The 19503-nt window shown below is 37.8% G+C and carries 19 protein-coding genes; 3 read left to right on the top strand and 16 right to left on the bottom strand.

All coding sequences use genetic code 11. The features are described 5' to 3' along the window. Positions 1-2: 2 nt before the first annotated feature. From gatB to BTHERMOSOX_RS01760, 14 genes are all read right to left on the bottom strand, one after another. Positions 3-1433 carry an Asp-tRNA(Asn)/Glu-tRNA(Gln) amidotransferase subunit GatB gene (gene gatB, locus BTHERMOSOX_RS01825; RefSeq protein ID WP_138118841.1) on the bottom strand — a complete coding sequence of 477 codons (1431 nt, stop codon included), beginning with the start codon at positions 1431-1433 and terminating at the stop codon, positions 3-5. 1 nt (position 1434) lies between these two features. Beyond that, complete coding sequence (gatA, locus tag BTHERMOSOX_RS01820) at positions 1435-2877, bottom strand: Asp-tRNA(Asn)/Glu-tRNA(Gln) amidotransferase subunit GatA (RefSeq protein WP_138118870.1); 1443 nt, start codon at positions 2875-2877, stop codon at positions 1435-1437. Positions 2878-2884: 7 nt separating this feature from the next. Continuing rightward, positions 2885-3172 carry an Asp-tRNA(Asn)/Glu-tRNA(Gln) amidotransferase subunit GatC gene (gene gatC / locus BTHERMOSOX_RS01815; RefSeq protein ID WP_138118839.1) on the bottom strand — a complete coding sequence of 96 codons (288 nt, stop codon included), beginning with the start codon at positions 3170-3172 and terminating at the stop codon, positions 2885-2887. Between the two features lie 2 nt (positions 3173-3174). Continuing rightward, positions 3175-3768 carry a hypothetical protein gene (locus BTHERMOSOX_RS01810; protein ID WP_138118837.1) on the bottom strand — a complete coding sequence of 198 codons (594 nt, stop codon included), beginning with the start codon at positions 3766-3768 and terminating at the stop codon, positions 3175-3177. Positions 3769-3781: 13 nt separating this feature from the next. Further along, positions 3782-4864, bottom strand: a complete 1083-nt coding sequence (gene aroB / locus BTHERMOSOX_RS01805; protein ID WP_138118835.1) for a 3-dehydroquinate synthase — start codon at positions 4862-4864, stop codon at positions 3782-3784. Next, positions 4865-7633 (bottom strand): isoleucine--tRNA ligase, encoded by a 2769-nt coding sequence (ileS, locus tag BTHERMOSOX_RS01800; protein WP_138118833.1) that lies wholly within the window; start codon positions 7631-7633, stop codon positions 4865-4867. Between the two features lie 736 nt (positions 7634-8369). Then, positions 8370-9116, bottom strand: a complete 747-nt coding sequence (locus BTHERMOSOX_RS01795; protein ID WP_138118831.1) for a pseudouridine synthase — start codon at positions 9114-9116, stop codon at positions 8370-8372. A gap of 24 nt (positions 9117-9140) precedes the next feature. After that, entirely contained in the window at positions 9141-10340 is a 1200-nt protein-coding gene (locus tag BTHERMOSOX_RS01790) for a tryptophan--tRNA ligase (protein ID WP_138118829.1), read from the bottom strand. Positions 10341-10393: 53 nt separating this feature from the next. Next, positions 10394-11065, bottom strand: coding sequence for a type III pantothenate kinase (locus BTHERMOSOX_RS01785; RefSeq protein ID WP_138118827.1), 672 nt, complete (start codon positions 11063-11065; stop codon positions 10394-10396). After that, entirely contained in the window at positions 11058-12422 is a 1365-nt protein-coding gene (nhaD, locus tag BTHERMOSOX_RS01780) for a sodium:proton antiporter NhaD (protein ID WP_171004622.1), read from the bottom strand. The genes BTHERMOSOX_RS01785 and nhaD overlap by 8 nt, the downstream gene beginning before the upstream one ends. Further along, complete coding sequence (gene ygfZ, locus BTHERMOSOX_RS01775; RefSeq protein ID WP_138118823.1) at positions 12415-13215, bottom strand: CAF17-like 4Fe-4S cluster assembly/insertion protein YgfZ; 801 nt, start codon at positions 13213-13215, stop codon at positions 12415-12417. The genes nhaD and ygfZ overlap by 8 nt, the downstream gene beginning before the upstream one ends. A 94-nt stretch (positions 13216-13309) precedes the next feature. Continuing rightward, positions 13310-13984 (bottom strand): transposase, encoded by a 675-nt coding sequence (locus BTHERMOSOX_RS01770; RefSeq protein ID WP_138118821.1) that lies wholly within the window; start codon positions 13982-13984, stop codon positions 13310-13312. 146 nt (positions 13985-14130) lie between these two features. Further along, positions 14131-15099, bottom strand: coding sequence for a hypothetical protein (locus BTHERMOSOX_RS01765; RefSeq protein WP_138118819.1), 969 nt, complete (start codon positions 15097-15099; stop codon positions 14131-14133). 510 nt (positions 15100-15609) lie between these two features. After that, complete coding sequence (locus tag BTHERMOSOX_RS01760; RefSeq protein ID WP_138118817.1) at positions 15610-16185, bottom strand: urate hydroxylase PuuD; 576 nt, start codon at positions 16183-16185, stop codon at positions 15610-15612. A gap of 92 nt (positions 16186-16277) precedes the next feature. On the opposite strand from BTHERMOSOX_RS01760, the gene mutM reads away from it, so the two are divergent. The 3 genes from mutM to BTHERMOSOX_RS01745 all read left to right on the top strand — a co-directional run bounded on the left by mutM (position 16278) and on the right by BTHERMOSOX_RS01745 (position 17867). Then, positions 16278-17087 (top strand): bifunctional DNA-formamidopyrimidine glycosylase/DNA-(apurinic or apyrimidinic site) lyase, encoded by an 810-nt coding sequence (mutM, locus tag BTHERMOSOX_RS01755; RefSeq protein ID WP_138118815.1) that lies wholly within the window; start codon positions 16278-16280, stop codon positions 17085-17087. A 157-nt stretch (positions 17088-17244) separates the two neighbouring features. Further along, complete coding sequence (locus BTHERMOSOX_RS01750; protein WP_138118813.1) at positions 17245-17646, top strand: S24 family peptidase; 402 nt, start codon at positions 17245-17247, stop codon at positions 17644-17646. Positions 17647-17648: 2 nt separating this feature from the next. Next, entirely contained in the window at positions 17649-17867 is a 219-nt protein-coding gene (locus tag BTHERMOSOX_RS01745; RefSeq protein WP_138118811.1) for a DUF2798 domain-containing protein, read from the top strand. Positions 17868-17902: 35 nt separating this feature from the next. Here the strand turns inward: BTHERMOSOX_RS01745 and pgeF are convergent, their stop codons facing one another. Both pgeF and rluD read right to left on the bottom strand, forming a co-directional pair. Next, positions 17903-18625, bottom strand: a complete 723-nt coding sequence (pgeF, locus tag BTHERMOSOX_RS01740) for a peptidoglycan editing factor PgeF (protein WP_138118809.1) — start codon at positions 18623-18625, stop codon at positions 17903-17905. Then, a partial coding sequence (gene rluD, locus BTHERMOSOX_RS01735) for a 23S rRNA pseudouridine(1911/1915/1917) synthase RluD (protein ID WP_138118807.1) occupies positions 18625-19503 on the bottom strand: 879 nt, incomplete at its 5' end. The genes pgeF and rluD, both read right to left, overlap by 1 nt.

Here is a 19503-nt window from a genome sequence, read left to right as displayed (position 1 = left end):
ACCTAACTTAATTTCTTTCTAAGTAGCTCGTTTAATAATTTAGGGTTAGCCTTGCCTTGTGTCGCTTTCATAGCTTGTCCAACAAAAAAACCTAAGATTTTTTCATTACCTGATTTAAACTGCTCTACTTGAGCTGTGTTGTTGGCAATAGTGTCATCTACAATCGCTTCAATCTCGCCTGTATCTGTCATTTGTTTAAGACCTTTAGATTTAATAATTTCATCCGCAGAGCCTTCACCTTCCCACATAGCCTTAAATACATCCTTAGCAATTTTTCCTGAAATTGTGTCATCACCAATACGTGTTACCAATAATGATAAAGCTTGAGGCGACACCAAAGATTGGTCAATTTCCAACTGATTCTTGTTTAATAGTGCAGATAACTCACCCATAACCCAGTTGGCACATAATTTTGCATTTTTCTCATTATCTTCAAGTGTTGCTTCAAAATAATCAGCTAATGATTTTTGCGAGGTTAAGACATCAGCATCATATTCATTTAGACCTAACTGAGCAATAAATCGTGCTTTTTTCTCAACAGGAAGCTCAGGCAGACTGGCTTTAATTGATGCCATTAATTCATTACTGATTTCAACAGGTAACAAATCAGGATCTGGGAAATAGCGATAATCATTGGCCTCTTCTTTAGAACGCATAGAGCGTGTCTCATGCTTCACTGCGTCATACAAACGCGTTTCTTGCGCAACGCTACCACCCTCTTCTAAAATATCTTGCTGACGCTCAACTTCAAGGTTGATTGCACGCTCTAGAAATTTAAATGAGTTGATATTTTTAAGCTCTGCACGAGTACCTAATTCTTCTTGCCCAATAGGGCGAATAGAAACGTTTGCATCACAACGGAATGAGCCTTCTTGCATATTGCCATCACAAATGCCAATATATTGTAATAGGGAATGAATCTTCTTCGCATACGTTACCGCTTCTTTAGCACTGCGCATATCTGGCTCTGACACAATCTCTAAAAGAGGTGTGCCTGCTCGATTTAAATCTACTGCGGTGTATTCATTAAACATATCATGAACTGACTTACCTGCATCTTCTTCTAAATGTGCGCGAGTAATGCCAACAATTTTAACTTCCCCATCGACTGTAATTTCAATTTCACCTTCACCAACAATGGGAATATCCATCTGTGAAATCTGATAACCCTTAGGCAGATCAGGATAGAAGTAATTTTTACGATCAAAAATATTACGCTGATTAATATGTGCCCCTACTGCAAGACCAAATTTAATGGCTTTATTTACCGCTTCAACATTAAGCACTGGTAAGACGCCTGGCAAGCCTAAATCAACTGCACATGCCTGAGAATTTGGCGCTTGACCAAATAAAGTAGATGCTGATGAAAAAATCTTAGATTTGGTGCTAAGCTGTGCATGAATTTCTAGACCAATAACTGTTTCCCATTCCATGCTAGCCCTCCTCTGGTATCTTAGCATGCCAATCTGTTTGTTTCTGGAATTGGTGAGCAATATTAAGCAGCTTTGACTCAGACCAATAGTTACCAATCAATTGTAAGCCTACTGGCAGTTTATTTGAAAATCCAGCAGGAATACTCATACCTGGTAAACCAGCCAAATTAGCACTTAACGTGTAAATATCAGCTAAATACATGGATACTGAATCTTTTACTGAACCCAAATCAAAAGCCGTTGTTGGAGACACTGGACCCATAATAACATCCACATCAGCAAAGGCCTTCTTGAAATCTTCACTAATTAAATGGCGCGTTTTTTGTGCTTTTAAATAATAGGCATCGTAATAACCTGCTGATAACGCATAAGCACCAATCATAATACGACGCTTAACTTCCGCACCAAAACCTTCTGAGCGAGAGCGTAAATATAAATCTTCTAAATCTTTCGGGTCGTCACAACGATAGCCATAGCGAACACCATCTAAACGCGATAAGTTCGAAGAACATTCACATGGCGCAACAATATAATAAGTTGGAATTGCATAAGCTGAATTTGGCAAAGAAATTTCTTTAACGGTTGCACCCATTGCTTCAAATTCTTTAACAGCGTTCATAACTTCAGTGGCAACCGCATCATCCAGACCTTCAGAAAAGAACTCTTTAGGTAGGCCGATGGTTAAGTCTTTAATGGAATCATTAAGATTGGCTGTGTAATCTGGCACATCTTGCTGCGCAGAAGTCGAATCTTTTTCATCAAAACCAGCCATAGCATTAAGCACAATAGCCGCATCTTCTGCGGTTTTAGTCATCGGACCTGCTTGATCAAGACTAGATGCATAGGCGATCATGCCGTATCGAGAAACACGACCGTAAGTTGGCTTAAGGCCGGTAATACCACATAAACTTGCTGGTTGGCGAATAGAGCCACCGGTATCAGTACCTGTTGCAAAACAACTCAATCCACCAGCTACTGCTGCAGCCGAACCACCTGATGAACCACCTGGAATTTTATTTTTATTCCAAGGATTTTTCACATCACCATAAAATGAATTTTCATTACTAGAGCCCATGGCAAATTCATCCATATTGGATTTACCAAGCATGACCAAATCTGCTTGATTTAAATGATGTGAAACAGTTGCATCATAAGGAGAGATGAAGTTATCCAGCATTTTAGATCCTACTGAAGTCTTGACACCTTGAGTGCAAAAAATATCCTTATGTGCGTAAGGAATTCCTGTCAGAATACCACCATTGCCTGATGCAATTTTGTCATCTGAAGCTTGAGCTTGTTGCATCGCGAGTTCGTCAGTTACGGTAATAAATGCATTCAAATCAGATTTGTTAATACGGTCTAAATAATGCTGAGTAATTTCAACTGATGAAAACTCTTTATTTTTTAAGCCTTGTGCAAGCTGCGCAATAGTTTTTGTATGGATACTCATATTATTCGATAACTGTTGGCACTAAATAATGATGATTGCCAACATTAGGTGCAATAGACTGAAATAACTCTGACTGATCAACCTCTGTCACTACATCAGCACGCAAACGCTGAGTCATGTGTAATGGATGGGCCATAGGCTCAATTCCATCTGTTTCGATTGCACCAAGTTGCTCGGCTAAACCAAGAATGGCATTCAGATCTTTGGTATTATCTTTTAGCTCGCTGTCACTTAGCGATAAGCGCGCTAAATAAGCAATTTGTGAAACTTGTTGCTCAGATAACGACATAATTACAACATTGGAATCTTATTGAAGATTCGTAGTGGCTTAGAAAATGAAGAGCGCATCATACTCATATCACGTTGCATCCATTGCATTGAATCTTGCATGGCTGTCATATTTTTATTCATTTCTTCCATATTAATTAACATCGGCTCTAATGAGTCCATCTTTTGGCTAACTTGAGTTAGATCAGCAGAAATAGCATCTAATGAATTTAACTTTAAAGCAATGACATCCATATTTTTTTCAACACGTGAAAAACTCTTCTGCATTTGCGCCACTGAGGTAGTCATTTTGTCCACATTAGTCGCTAGCTTTTCAATACTAGATACCATTGATGACATGTTGCCACCCATGTTTGGATCCATTGCATTAGCAAGGCGTGCCATATCATTAGTAATTGAATAAATAACAACAAAGAACCCCATAATAATTGCACTAAATACGGCCAAAGCCGGCAAGAACATACGCTCAAATTTTGAATCAGTACGCTCGTCCGCGTGCTGTTCAACACCTTCAAGCATTTTTTCTAAATCTGAAATGCTTGAAGTAATCATTACTTCATCATCCTTCACTTCTGGTTTCTTTTTATCATCTGACATAATTTATCCTATTTTATGATTGGCAAAAATCCCCAATTACTCGTTTAAGTTGTGCTTGTTGGTAGGTATCACCAATATACGATTCGCCTAATTTTCTCATTAATATGAGGCGAATATTACCGTTAATCACTTTCTTATCAACGCTCATTGCAGATAAGAACTCAGAAGCGCTAATTTTACCGTCTACGCTGATCGGTAAATTAGATTTTTCTAATAAATCTTTAACTTGACTAACATCATCTTTAGTTAAATCGCCCAATAATTGTGACAACTTCGTCGCCATTAACATGCCTACTGAGATTGCTTCACCATGTAAAAATACACCGTAACCTAAGGTGTTTTCAATCGCATGACCAAAAGTATGGCCAAAGTTTAATAAAGCTCTTTTTCCTGATTCTAATTCATCTTCTGCAACGATATCAGCTTTATCCACACAAGATTGGTGCACAGCCTGGATAATTAAAGTCTTATCTCTAGCAATCAAATCATTGATATTACTTTGTAAAAACTTCAAGAAATCAATATTGCCGAGCAAGCCGTATTTAATCACTTCAGCCAATCCTGCGGAAAATTGTCGGTCATCCAAAGTATCCAAAGTATCCACATCAATCAGCACACAATTTGGCTGATGAAAAGCGCCAATCATATTTTTACCAAGTGGGTGATTAACCCCAGTCTTACCACCAACACTAGAATCAACCTGTGACAACAAAGTGGTTGGGATTTGAATAAAATCAACACCACGCTGGTAACTCGCTGCTGCAAAGCCTGTCATATCACCAATAACACCACCACCTAAAGCGATCAATGTACAAGATCGATCAAAACGATTTTCTAACAAAGCATCAAAAATCAGATTAACGGTATCAAGCGTCTTGTACTGTTCACCATCTGGCAAGATAACCTCTGCAATATTCAATAACCCAAGTAATGCCTTAACTTGCTCAAGGTATAAAGGCGCAACTGTGGTGTTAGTAACAATCATCACCTGCTTACCTTTGATATGATTTATTAATAACTCTGTCTGATCAAGCAATGCTTGGCCGATATAAATCGGATAAGATTTTTTTCCTAAATCAAGATTTAACGTCTTCATTTAGGCGTAATTCCTTTGCTCACCATCACCAGCAATATTTTCAACACAGCGTGTGCACAATTCTTCATGTTCGGCATGCTGACCAACATCAGCACGATGATGCCAACAGCGCACACACTTTTCATGTGATGATTTACTCACTTCAATAAACACACCTTCACCTGCCTCAATACAAGTATTTGTTTTTTCACTTAGTGGATGGATTTTGGCATAAGAAGTAATAAAAACAAAACGCAATTCATCGCCAAGTTGACTTAGTGCGTTATATACTTGTTCATCACAATACAAATCAACTTCAGCATCCAATGAAGAGCCGATAATTTTATCGTTACGCATACCTTCCATTTGTTTGCGAATGAATGGACTGATATTTCTAGCTACTTCGATGGCAGTATTATCGTAATTCGATGCCAATTGTGTATACCACTCAGTTAAAAAGATACTACTGATTTTTTCACTTGGCATACTTTGCCAAACTTCTTCAGCGGTATACGATAAAACTGGAGACAACCATTTAACCATCGCTTCTAATATATGGTTGAGTGCAGTTTGTGCACTACGGCGTGCTCTTGAATTTTCTTGCGTAGTATATTGTCTATCTTTAATAACATCTAGGTAGAATCCACCTAAATCATTACTACAAAAATTCAAAATTAACTGGATCGCATGATGGAAATTATATTGATTGTAAGCCTCTAAAATTTGCACTTGCAAATCAGCTGTTTTAGCAACAATCCATCTATCCAAATCTAGCATGTCTGTTGTTGTTATCGTATGCTGTGCTGGATTAAAACCGCTCGTATTAGCCAGCATAAAACGCACAGTGTTACGAATGCGGCGATACGAATCTGCTGAACGCTTTAAGATTTCATCTGAGACTGTCATCTCACCGGTGTAATCAGTTGAGGCAATCCACAAACGCAAAATATCAGCACCTAAGTTATTAATGACCTTTTGCGGACTCATGACATTGCCCAATGATTTACTCATTTTCTTACCGTCTTTATCAACCGTAAATCCATGTGTTAACACCTGCTTGTATGGCACCTTGCCATTAATAGCAACTGATGAAATGAGCGACGACTGGAACCAGCCACGATGCTGATCAGAGCCCTCCAAGTATAAATCGGCCACATCCGCCAAATCCTCTCTAGCCTTTAACACTGCAAAATGACTCACACCAGAGTCAAACCATACATCTAGCGTATCAGTGGCTTTTTCATAATCATCAGCATCAGCACCTAATAGATCTTTAATATCAGTTTCAAACCAAGCCTCAATACCATTTTCTTCAATCATGGCTGAAACACTGACGAATAATTCTTTAGTATTTGGATGTAGCTCATCTGTTTGTTTGTGGGTAAACAAGGTGATTGGCACACCCCAAAAACGCTGACGAGAAATACACCAATCTGGTCGATTGCCCACCATTAATTCAATGCGCTTTTTACCCCAATCAGGAATCCAATCCACTTTAGGGATTTCGGTATTAACCGCATCTCTTAAACCGTTATCCTGCATAGAAACAAACCATTGTGGCGTTGCTCTAAAAATAACCGGGGTTTTATGGCGCCAACAATGTGGGTACGAATGCACCAGTGGATCGTGCTTAACCAAGGTGTTTGCATTTTCTAAAATTTCAATAACACTAGCATTGGCCTTAAAAATAAACTGTCCAGCTAGCAGTTCAGTGTCTTCGAAAAATACACCACGCCCATCAACTGGACAATTAACTGGCAAATCATATTGCTTGCCAACAACAAAGTCTTCCTGACCATGTGCCGGCGCTGTGTGAACCGCACCTGTACCTGCATCTGTGGTTACATGATCACCTAAAACAATAGGTACTTGTTTGTCATAAAATGGATGCTGAACCTGGAGACCTTCAAGCTCATCACCTAAATAAACTTCAGATAAAATGTTTGCTTCCAGCTCATAACGAGATAATGCAGCTTCTGCCAAATCTTGAGCTAATAACAAATATTCATCACCCGTATCAGCCAATACATAGCTAAGCTCAGGATGCAGTGCTACTGCTTCATTTGCAGGTAGCGTCCAAGGGGTGGTAGTCCAAATAACCACAGAAACTGACTTATCAACCTTAAAGATTGAATCATCAATAATTTTGAATTTAACGTCAATCGCATCTGATTTTTTATCTTTGTACTCAACTTCAGCTTCTGCTAATGCTGAACCACACTCTGTACACCAATGCACTGGCTTATAGCCTTTAGTAACATGGCCATTTTCAACAATTTTTCCTAAAGCACGAACAATATCAGCCTCATATTGAAAATCTTTAGTTAGATAAGGATTGTTCCAATCAGCCAAAATACCCAAACGTTGAAAATCAACTTTTTGTTTGGCTACTTGGGTATCTGCGTATTTACGACATTCTGCTCTAAAAGTATTGGCATCAATCTTAACACCGACTTTGCCTTTTTTCTTTTCAACATTAAGTTCAATCGGTAAGCCATGACAATCCCAACCAGGCACGTACGGCGCATCAAAACCTGATAAAGATTTTGACTTAACAATAATATCCTTTAAAACCTTATTAACCGCATGACCAATATGAATGTCTCCATTCGCATAAGGAGGGCCATCGTGCAAAACGAATTTTGGCTTACCTTGATTGTGCGCACGAACCTGAGCATACAAATCATCGTCTTGCCATTTTTTAAGAAATTCACCTTCACGATTTGAAAGATTTGCTTTCATGGCAAACTTAGTGGCAGGTAGGTTTAAAGTGGGCTTATAGTCAGACATTAGCGCTTAATAATTGTAAATACTAAAAGCGATATTATACATGACAGGTGAGGGGTTTTTGAAAACGAAAATAGAGAACTGGACACTCTATTTAGCTATTTTTTTGACGATAAATAAATTTTTAAATAGACCGCGAAAACCAATGAAGCGGCCATAAATAATATTGACGCCCAGAAGGCACTATTAGTATTTAATTCATTAATAAGCGCAACTCACCCCCCCCTCATTAATCTTAACAAGAGAAGGGCACAAACTATTAATTTTAGGAATTTAACGCTTAAGGATTTTAAATTTTTTCCCAAATGCGAAAATAACAAAACTAACCATCGCCAATACAACCATCGAAATGCTCATGTAAAAAACAATGTCGTTGTTTAACTCATTCATGATCATAGTAAAACCCCTCTTTATTTAATTAATAACAGAGGCATTCTATCAATAGAGTTAGATAAAAAACTTGATCCAAGTCAAAATTGGACAAATTAAGTCAAAAATTAATAAAAATCAGGTGAAAACAAACTATCATTCTAAAAAGAGCAATGAAACTAAGTTCTAATTCTTGCCTTGGCGATACCGAAGACAATGCCAACAACAACGGTCAAAGCAACCATTGTAATACTCATATAAAAAACGATATCGTTATTTAGCTCATTCATAATCATAATTACTCTCTTAATTTAGTTATTAACGAGACTATTCTAACAACAATCTTTGATAAATAATTGATTTAAATTAATTATTTTTTATGATTAAACTCAAGATTTACAGAATTTAACAATAACTTTACTTGGCCAGGCTTTAAATAATCGTATTGATTGGCTTTAAGGTTTTCAGGTAGACGAATTTCACCAAAGCGTGTACGGATAAGGCGTGACACCTTAAAACCTAACGCCTCCCAAAGACGTCTAACTTCGCGCTTTTTACCTTCCTTAAGCACAACCTTATACCAGCGATTAGCGCCTTCGCCACCACCAACAATCACACGCGCAAATCTAGCAAAGCCATCTTCTAGCTCAATACCTGTGGTTAATTGTTTGATATCTTCATTTTCCACCTGACCCAACACACGAACTGCATATTCACGATCAATTTCAGAACTTGGATGCATGAGCTTATTAGCTAAATCACCATTGTTAGTAAACAACAATAAACCCGATGTATTAAGATCTAAACGCCCCACCATCACCCAGCGTGATTCTTTTGGCAATAAGCTATAAACATTTTTTCGACCTTCATCATCCTTATTCGAGCAAATAACGCCTGCCTGCTTGTTAAGGATAATCACCTTGGTTTCTTCTTCTTTATAGCGCTCAAGATCAACAGGTCTGCTATCAATTTTGACTTTATCAGTTATTTCGCATTTATCGCCAATTTGAGCGGTTTTGTTATTAACCTCAATTCGACCTTGTTCGATGAGTCTTTCTGCCCAACGACGTGAACCGTAGCCCGCTGTTGCAATTAATTTTTGTAATCTTTCCATAATCAGTAATCCAAAATAAATAAATACCTAGTAGGTAATACCCATAGCTTCGCGCACTTCTATCATAGTTTCTTTTGCAACATGACGTGCACTCTCTGAGCCTTCATGAATAATTTGCTTAATTAACTCTGGGTCTGCTTGATATTTAGCGATACGTTCTTGCATTGGACCAAGCTCCAACTGTATTGCATTAATCACTGGTTGTTTACATTCAACGCAACCCATTTTAGCCATAGTGCAGCCATCAACCACCCATTCACAAGTTTTAGCATCTGAGTAAACTTGATGCAATTGCCATACTGGGCATTTATTTGGATCACCAGCATCGGCCAGTTTGATGCGTGCAGGATCCGTTGGCATACGTCTAACCTTGGTATTAATTTCATCAGCAGTATCACGCAAGGAAATTGTATTGCCATACGATTTACTCATTTTTTGACCATCCAAACCTGGCATTTTTGACGCTTTAGTTAGTAATGATTCTGGCTCTGGCAGAATAATTTTACCCGTTCCTTCGATATAACCTGCTAAGCGCTCACGATCGCCCAAAGTGATATTTTGCTGTTCTTGCAATAATGCTTGTGCCTTAACCATAGCCTCATCATCACCAGTTTCTTGGTAAGCTTTACGCAATGAACGGAATAATTTAGCCTGTTTTTTACCCATCTTACCAATTGCAGCTTCGGCTTTTTTTTCAAAATCAACTTCACGACCATAAATGTGGTTAAAACGGCGCGCTACTTCTCGAGTAAGTTCGATGTGGGCAACCTGATCTTCACCAACAGGTACTAGATTGGCTTTGTACATTAGAATATCCGCACTCTGCAATAATGGATAGCCTAAAAATCCATAAGTACCCAAATCTTTAGTTTTAAACTTAAGCTGCTGATCTTTATAAGAAGGTACGCGCTCTAACCAGCTTAGTGGTGTCATCATTGACAACAACAAATGTAGCTCAGCATGCTCAGGCACTTTAGATTGTACAAAAATTGTAGATGTATTTGGATTAATACCAGCCGCCAACCAGTCAACCACCATTTCCATTACATTAGTCTCAAGATCAATTTTATCAGCATAATGTGTGGTAAACGCATGCCAATCAGCCACAAAAAAGTATGAATCGTACTCATTTTGTAGCTCAAGCCAATTTTTTAAAACACCATGATAATGACCTAAATGAAGCTGGCCTGTTGGTCGCATTCCGGATAAAACTCGATTGTCTTGCATTGATTGTTGCGTTAAATTAATTAAGGCGCATTATACCAAGGCAAAGAGCTCTTTTAGATTGATTGTGTGTAAAGCGCAAGTCCATTAAGTACCAAATTCGGCTTAAGTTCTATTTTCTGATTCAAACGATAAGTGATCATTTTGGCATCACCGCCCGTTAGAACAATTCTCAAATCACCATATTTGTCATTATACTGTTCGATTTGAGCCTCGATTGCATTCATAAACATATTAGCCGTACCAAATTCCCAACCGTCTTCAGTATTACTCGCAATGGAATTAAGTGTTAGCTTTTTAGAATCACTTTGAAACTGAGTAAAACTACGACGTAAAACACCTAGGCCTGGCATGATTAAACCACCTTGATGCTCTCCATTTTTCAGTACCAAATCAAACGTTAGCGCACTACCCGCATCAATGATTAAGTTATTTTGACTGGGATACTGATCAACAGTAGTAATCATCGCTAGAAAACGATCAATGCCTAAATCTTGTGGTTTTTCGTAAGCTGATTTAAATTGCCCAAAAGATGCCTGGGAATCAACAAATACAGCTTGATTTAATCCTTCTAAGATAGATCGATCACCTACACAAGCAACAAATATATGATCGGCTTTAGGTAATAAATCAACACTAAAATCAGCAGTTAACGTAGAGTAATATTTACCATTAAATAGCCATTTAACAGCACTATTACCAATGTCAATTAATAAAGTATTATCCAAATGGAATGTCGCTCATCCACATATGGATCGCAATACTGGCCATATACCCTAGTGAAATCACCGGCATCCATTTAAGATGAGAGCCAAACGTATACAAACCTTTTGATTGACCCATTAGCGCCACACCGGCGGCACTTCCTACTGATAACAAACTACCGCCCACACCAGCTGTTAATGTAACCAATAACCATTGATTTAATGACATCTCTGGATTCATGGTTAGCACCGCAAACATCACCGGAATGTTATCAACCACAGCTGACAATAAGCCCACCAAAATATTAGCGTAAGTAGCACCAAGTGAGGCGTACATCATCTCAGAAGTAAGTGCCAAGTAACCCATAAACCCTAAACCACCAACACTGACAATAACACCAAAGAAGAACAATAAAGTATCCCACTCAGCGCCAGCCACTTTTCTAAATACGTCAAAACCATCCTTTTGAGTGCGTCTCTCAATTTTACGAATAAAGAATGCAGCCACCATTAAATAGCTCAAACCAAGCATCATGCCCATTACAGGGGGTAAATGCAAGAAGTTATGGAAACTCACCGCAGTCGCAATTGTGAGTATAAATAACACGACAATGGTTAAGCCACCTATTTTAATATCAACTACTTTACCAGTAGAAGTGGCCTTTTCGTTTGGAATAGCAAAATGCATAATTGCCGCAGGAATAAGGAAGTTAATCAATGATGGAATAAACAGTACAAAGAATTCAGAAAACTCTACTAGGCCTTTTTGCCAAACCATAAGCGTGGTGATATCACCAAACGGACTAAATGCACCACCAGCATTCGCAGCAACCACAATATTAACCATTGCAACTGAAACAAAACGTGGATTACTCGATCCCACTGACAAAACCACGGCACCCGTAATAAGTGCGGTTGTTAGATTATCAGCGATTGGCGAGATGAAAAATGCCAAAAAACCCGTCATCCAAAAAAGCTGTTTAAAGGTAAACCCTTTGGAGACCAGCCAAGCCTTTAAACTCTCAAACACTTGTCTTTCTCGCATAGCTTCAATATAGGTCATGGCAACCAATAAGAATAAAAATAGCTCTGCATATTCTAATAAATTGTGACGTAGCGCCACCTCTGCAGAATGATCAATCCCTTGTGAAGCATACACCCAGCCAATCAGCCCCCAGATGACACCAGCGACTAAAATCACTGGCTTAGATTTTCTAAAGTGAGTAAACTCCTCCACCATCACTAAGATATAAGCCAATGCAAATAATATCAGCGCAAAATAACCCACCCAATGGCTAGTTAAATCAAGCTGAGTGACAGGATCGCTCGTAGCAAAAGCAGAAACAGGAAATAAGGTTAGTAAAAATAATAATTTAGTCATCATGAATCCTGGTTAATAAAGTGCCTTCAGCATTATTTAAAGTGATTGTATCATCCTCATAGGCGATTTCAACCGTCGCCAAGCAAAGCAATTGATCATTTAATTTTACACAACGCACCACAATACCACAAGCTTTAGCAGAGGTAGAATTTAGCGCAATCAGTTCATCGCCTACACTCACATCACCTTCGCACTCAAAAGTACGCATTCGACGCTTTGATTTACCTAAATAATGCAAGCGTGCAACTACTTCTTGCCCGGGATAGCAGCCCTTAGTAAAACTCACACCAGTCTCATTAATATCTAAATTAAGCAATTGTGGTACAAATTTTTCAACCGTTATTAGCTCAACTTCAGGTACTTCATTGTCAATACAAGTCTTTTGCCAATGCATTTCATCACTCAATTCAAATCCGTCAATTGACTCACTAAAAGCTACCGACTGTTGATTATTAAGTTTAAACGCACCTTTAACCATTTCATCAACAACACCCAATTGAATGATTTCGTTAGTTATATCAGTAATCACTACATCTGACATCATCTTAAACATCGTCAGTTTTTTAACGATTTCTTCAGACAACCCTTGAGGAAAAGACAAATAATATTCATCCGCCTTTTTCATCACCCAAATAAGTGCCATAATTTTACCTTGATGCTGACAATACGCATTCAGCTGCACAATACCCTCTTCAAGTTTAGCAATATCATTAGAAAATTGCCCTTGCAAAAAACCCTGCACATCCTTGCCAGTGAGTTTTAATAAGACTCTGTTATTTAATTGAGTAATCATTTTTTACCTGGATTTAAATTATGCCCTTATTTTAAAGGATAAATATAAGTATTTCATTAACAAAAAAACCATTATAGTGCAGGCCTTGCCTGCCTCAAAATTCATAATCATTTAAATTTACGGTATTTCCTTTATTGTCAACAAAAGTTTTAGATGCATTCTTAATAAATTGCCTGTATTCAGACAATCCACCAATTTCATTAACAATATCGTCAATCTCTTCTTGATTACAAATATCATTGGTGCAGGCCTTGCCTGCATCAGGTAAATAATCACACAAACTAGATTTAACTAAGTTTTTGTTAGTGTTTATTTTATGATGTGCATAGTTAAGATTAATATAGGCAGATGACACTGGTAAGGCAAAATCACCGCTGAGATGTGTGGCTTTAAATTTTCCTTGAAACAGGCTGCCACTGCGATTTTCCTCTTGATTGAAAAACATGGTATAAGCCGTACCCAATCTTTGCATAAACTGTGAAATACCGTTATCAACATTTTGTTTGAGCAATAAATGAAAATGATTAGGCAATAAACAATAAGCTACAATACTCACCAAACTCTCACCTTCTCCAAGAGTCTCTTTATTTTTACATCGACTCCTCTTATTGGTAATATATTTTCTACTATCAGTAGTATTCAGCAAGCGTAACCGACTAAGAAAATACCTCTGCTGATCTTTCGTGTTGAAAATAATACGTCTATCCACACCCCGATTAAACACGTGATAATATTCATCATTGGTAAATTTAATTTTCCTAATACTCATGGTTTGAATTGTACCTGAATTTTGTCAAATGAGGCAGGCCTTGCCTGCACTAAAAAAATAAAGGACGAAAAAAAACCCCCTAACCGAAATTAGGGGGTTTTAATACTTAAACTATTAGTTTAAATTAACTGTTCTCTTCTAAAAATTTAGAACTTAACAGATAAATCGAACTCTAAAGTTTCAGTATCATGAGCAGTACCGTCTAAATCTTGATCTAAATAAGATACTTTCAATGTTGAACCTGATACTAATGCACGTGATACGCTTAACTCAGTGTAGTCTAAATCACCAGTTGCTGCAGCATAACCAATTGAACCGATTTTACCTGTAAAGGTGTTACCAGCAACAGTAGTCGCTAAGCTGAACTGAGCGTTTGAATCACCATTACCAGCATTTTCAACTGCGAATAAATCAGAATCATCTTCAGTAATTAGGCTATCAGCATCAGCATCTAGACGTGCATAACCTACTTTAACACCATCAAAATCACCTGTTAAGTTTAAGAAATCTACATCAGAATTAGCTGCGTCGTTATCTTTAATTTCGTAACGAATGCCAACTGGACCAACACTACCTTTAACACCAAAAGAGTTTACAGTTGAAGAGTTTTTCTTAGCTTGTAATGTCCAACCTTGAACTGTAGCTGAAGCACCGACAAACATGTTATTATCAATTGCTGTTTGTCCAGCACCTGTAACAGCACCCGTGTTACCAGCATAAACTTTAACACCGTTAAGCATGGTTGAGAAAGTCATTTTGTTAGTTGCGCGACTACCGTTGTCAATTTCACCCAAGATTGCAGAAGTAGGTGTTGTGTAGTTACCTAGCTTAGCGTTAACCATACCAATTTTAGTTGTTAGGTACAAGTTTTCAACATCTAAAGCAGTTGTAGCATTACCACCATGAGTATTAAACTCAAGATCCATGATTACTTTTGTATCGCCATTGCTACCACGTACGTTTAAGTTAACTTCTGTGTTTGTTGTATTTGAAGAGACATTATTTGTGTCAATATTTCTGTACTCAAACTTAGCGTTACCTGCAATCGAAACATCAGCCATAGATGCAGCTGACATAGATGCTGCTACTGCAGCGATTAATAATTGTTTTTTCATTTTAAAAACTCCTAAATTTTATAAGTTATGCAAGATTATTCTCGCTTGGTTTCTTAACAATGTTGTCAAGATAGTGCGTATTATACGGTTCTGTTTTTAAATGTCAACACTTATTTGCAAAAATAATACAAATAAATGCAAATTAACTACAAAATAGGGATTTTAGCGCTTAAAAATGGATTAAAACCCTTATACAGAAACGTATTTAGTTTTTTTAAACAAAAATACAACATTTGTACAAAAATATTGAAAATAATCTAAATGATTTGAAAATAGCTTTGTTAATAGGCTTTGAATGGATTTTTTAATCTTCCCGTTTATACATAATAAGTAGGTCGTATAATTTTAGACAAAAAAACCGAGAACAAGTCTCGGTTTTCTAAATCCTAATAGTTTTAATTATTAGATAAATACAAGGAAAATCTTATTCTCAGCGTCGGAGTGTAATAAATCTACACAACAAGCTGAAAATATTATTTAACGCAGTAGTTGCTAACAATTAGAATCTATTTACGCGTGCCATGCAAGCATGGTTAGTAGCATCGGTAACGACAGTATGACGTTAACACTTGAAGCCAACGCAGCGTTTTTCTTAGCCGTTACAATTTCTTCAGCAGTTGCCTCTTTCATGCCTAAGATTTTTTGCTGGTTTGGCCAGATGATGAACCAAACATTAAACGCCATGATTGTGCCCATCCATGAACCTAAACCAATAATCTCAAAACCTGGTGCAAATGTAAAGGCTAAATGAATACCTTGCATGCCGCCGCCTGCTTGGACTAATAAAGACAAGCCAACCAACCAAGTAACTGCTGCAGCCATACGGAACCATAATAGTGCACGCGGTGCAATATACTTGCCAATTGCTGCAGGGCCTGGACCATCAGTATCAGTCAGGGCTTGACCCATACCAGGTACTTGTACGAAGTTAAAATAATACAATAGGCCAATCCATAAAACGCCAGCCATAACGTGCAACCAAACTGTGATCACAAATGTGTTTGTAATGTCTAATGCGAACATTGCAGCGATAGCCGCAACGAAGCCGATTAAAATCTTATTTTGTACTGAATTGATAAAACCCATATTTTTCTCTTTGTTGTTGTAAAGTTGACTATTATAATAGGCTATTAATTTGATATAGATTAATTTTTAATTTTATTACTATACTTATATGTATGCCTGAACTTCCTGAAGTTGAAACCACCAAGAATGGTTTACTACCATTAATTAAAAACCAAACTGTTACCAAGGCAATTCGCCATCGGGATAATTTGCGCTGGGAGATTCCAGCGCATTTGCGAACTACTTTGGCTAACCAAACTGTTATTGATATTAATAGACGTGGAAAATACTTACTTATTGAGTTTAAGGTTGGTACGTTAATTATTCACTTAGGCATGAGTGGTTCTATTAAAGTGGTGAGTAGTGACGAGCTACTACTTAAACATGATCATTTTGAATTAATTTTTGATAATGACAAAAGCATGCGCTTGAATGATCCGCGACGCTTTGGCGCAGTGTTATTTTCAGCTGATGGCTTACACCCTCTATTAGACTCTTTAGGGGTTGAACCGTTGGAGGTGTTATTTGACGAAACCTATTTATATGTACGTTCGCGTAAAAAGCAACAAAACATTAAAGCTTTTATTATGGATAGTAAGGTGGTGGTTGGCGTGGGCAATATTTATGCTTGTGAAAGTTTGTTTACTTGTGGTATTGACCCACAACATAAAGCTGGCGGTGTTTCAAAAAAACGCTACCAGCTTCTTACTCAGCACATCAAAACCATTCTTGCTAAAGCCATTAAAGCTGGCGGAACAACACTTCAAGATTTTTCTCAAGTGGATGGTAGTCCTGGGTATTTCACCCAGACTTTAAACGTGTATGGACGTGAAGGCAAATTGTGCCCTACATGTGATGGTAAAATTAGCCGTATTATTCAAAACCAACGTTCAACGTTTTATTGCCCAATATGTCAGACATAGATACAAAGGAGCGTCTGACATAACCCTAACACAATTTATGAAAAATATAAACCAGCCTCTTTATCATTTAAAAAATCGGCAAATAGCCCCAACTATTCTTCTCGTTTTTAAATAATAAATACACTATTTTCTATATCACCTAAATCGCACTAGAATTATGTCAGACACTCCACAAGAAATGTTCGAAACCAACTGCTCTATTAATTCAGAGCCTTTCGCCTTACAAAACCTCGGTAGCTATATGGAACCTGAATTTAGTGAAAATTGTATTGTTATTATTGATCCTGGTATGGCGATTCACAATCGTGCGTACGCGGTGGTGCGTTATGAAGATGACATGTATTTTCGTCAATACATAGAGCGCGGTAATGATAAATTTTTGGTGCCACTTAATTCACAACACGATGAAATTGAGCTTAAGGGGCAATTTGACGTCGTTGGCTGTGTGGTGCAGCAAAAGCAACGCAAGCAAACGCCATTACACTATTACCATTTAAATAAAAATACCAAGCAGATGGATTTTTCTATTTCTGGAAAACCCAAAGATAAAGAGGAATAATTATGGAAAAGAAAGTACATTTAAGATTTAGCATTGTCATGTCATTATTCATGATTAGCATCATGTCATTCGTGGTTACTTATATGAACATTGGTTGGACTGATCAAACCATTAGCAAATGGTTGGAGAGTTTTGCCATTGCTTGGCTAGTTGGATTTCCACTACTATATGTGTTTGGGCCAATTTTTAAAAAATCCATCATGAGCTCATTAAGTAAATAAACAATCCAACTGAGCAGGCCTTGCCTGCTCAGTTGTTATTTCATCCAAATAAGATGTGCCATTCGGCCAGATTTTAATCCATCTCGTCGATAGGAAAAGTATTTGTCTTTTTGAACATAGGTACACTGATCGCCACCACTGATATTTTCAACACCTAGTTTATTTAGAATAATTCGAGCTGCTTGATAAATATTTAGCTTGTATTTGTTGTTAAATAGAATGAATGCTTGCGCCAGAGAGTCTTCTTTAGCAATGAATTGATCATACACATCTTGACCTACTTCAAAATTGTCTTGAGAGATGGCTGGGCCAAAATGCACAATCAATTCTTGCTGATTAAACCTTGCTACAAAAGATTCAATCACGCCATTCACAACCCCCTGCCAACCCGCATGCGCCACACCCACTTGCGTACCATTACTATTGCTGGCAAAAATTGGTAAACAGTCAGCCGTCATCACGCAACAAATTGTATTTTTATCGCTGGTTACAACAGCATCACCCAAACATTCGGCACTACTGACATCAAGGCAAATATCTGAATGCGTTTGCTCTAAGTATTTTGGCACACTGGGTAAGTTGTAATGCTGGATAAGCCGTTTACGATTAAGCTCAACTGAGCTTAAATCATCACCCACATGCGTGGCTAAATTAAAATCGGCATAGCCATTAACAAAGGTGCAGGCCTTGCCTGCACCTTTGTTAATAAATCTAGAAGTTGAAATTAGATGGACATTTTTTGGGAATACAGTTGTCACTAGACAGGGTCAAATTTATTCAACGTAGCTAATAAGTCTTTCAGGTCTTGTGGCAAAGGCGCCTTCCATGACATCTCTTCACCAGTAATTGGGTGAGAAATTGTCAATTTTTTAGCGTGTAATGCTTGACGCTTAAATGACTTTAATGCGTCTTTTAAGTCTTCGTCAGCTTTTTTAGGAAAGCGTATTTTTCCGCCATACATAGGGTCGGCAATCAGTGGATGCTCAACATAAGACATGTGTACGCGAATTTGATGCGTACGTCCTGTTTCTAAAATACATTTAACATGGGTGTGGTGCGCAAAACGATCAATCACGCGATAGTGCGTTATTGCATTTTTACCTTCACCTTCTTCAACTACCGCTTGTCTAATTCTATCTTTGGGGTCACGACCAATTGGCGCCTCCACAGTACCGCCAGAAATCATATGGCCATAAACAATAGCTGAATATTCACGAGATACTGTGTGTGTTTGCAGTTGATTAACTAAGTTTTTTTGCGCTAATTCACTACGCGCAACCACCATAAGTCCCGAGGTATTTTTATCCAATCGGTGAACAATTCCTGCACGATCTAGATTAGCAAGTGATGGATCAAAATGCAACAATGCATTGGCGAGTGTGCCCGTCCAATTGCCCGCTCCTGGATGCGTTACCAAGCCTACTGGCTTATTAACCACGATAATATCATCATCTTCGTATACCACGTCAATAGGAATATCCTCACCCAGCCAAGCGTTTAATTTTTCTTTAACCAAGGTTAGGGCGACAATCTCACCACCCAATATTTTTTCTTTAGGTTTGAAGGTTTTATTATTAACCAATGCCTTGCCTGTACGCACCCAATTGGTAATTTTAGAACGTGAAAAATCAGGCAA

This window comes from Bathymodiolus heckerae thiotrophic gill symbiont (assembly GCF_900128515.1).
In the GTDB taxonomy this organism is placed as follows: domain Bacteria; phylum Pseudomonadota; class Gammaproteobacteria; order PS1; family Pseudothioglobaceae; genus Thioglobus_A.
This window is presented reverse-complemented; position numbering and strand designations above follow the sequence as displayed.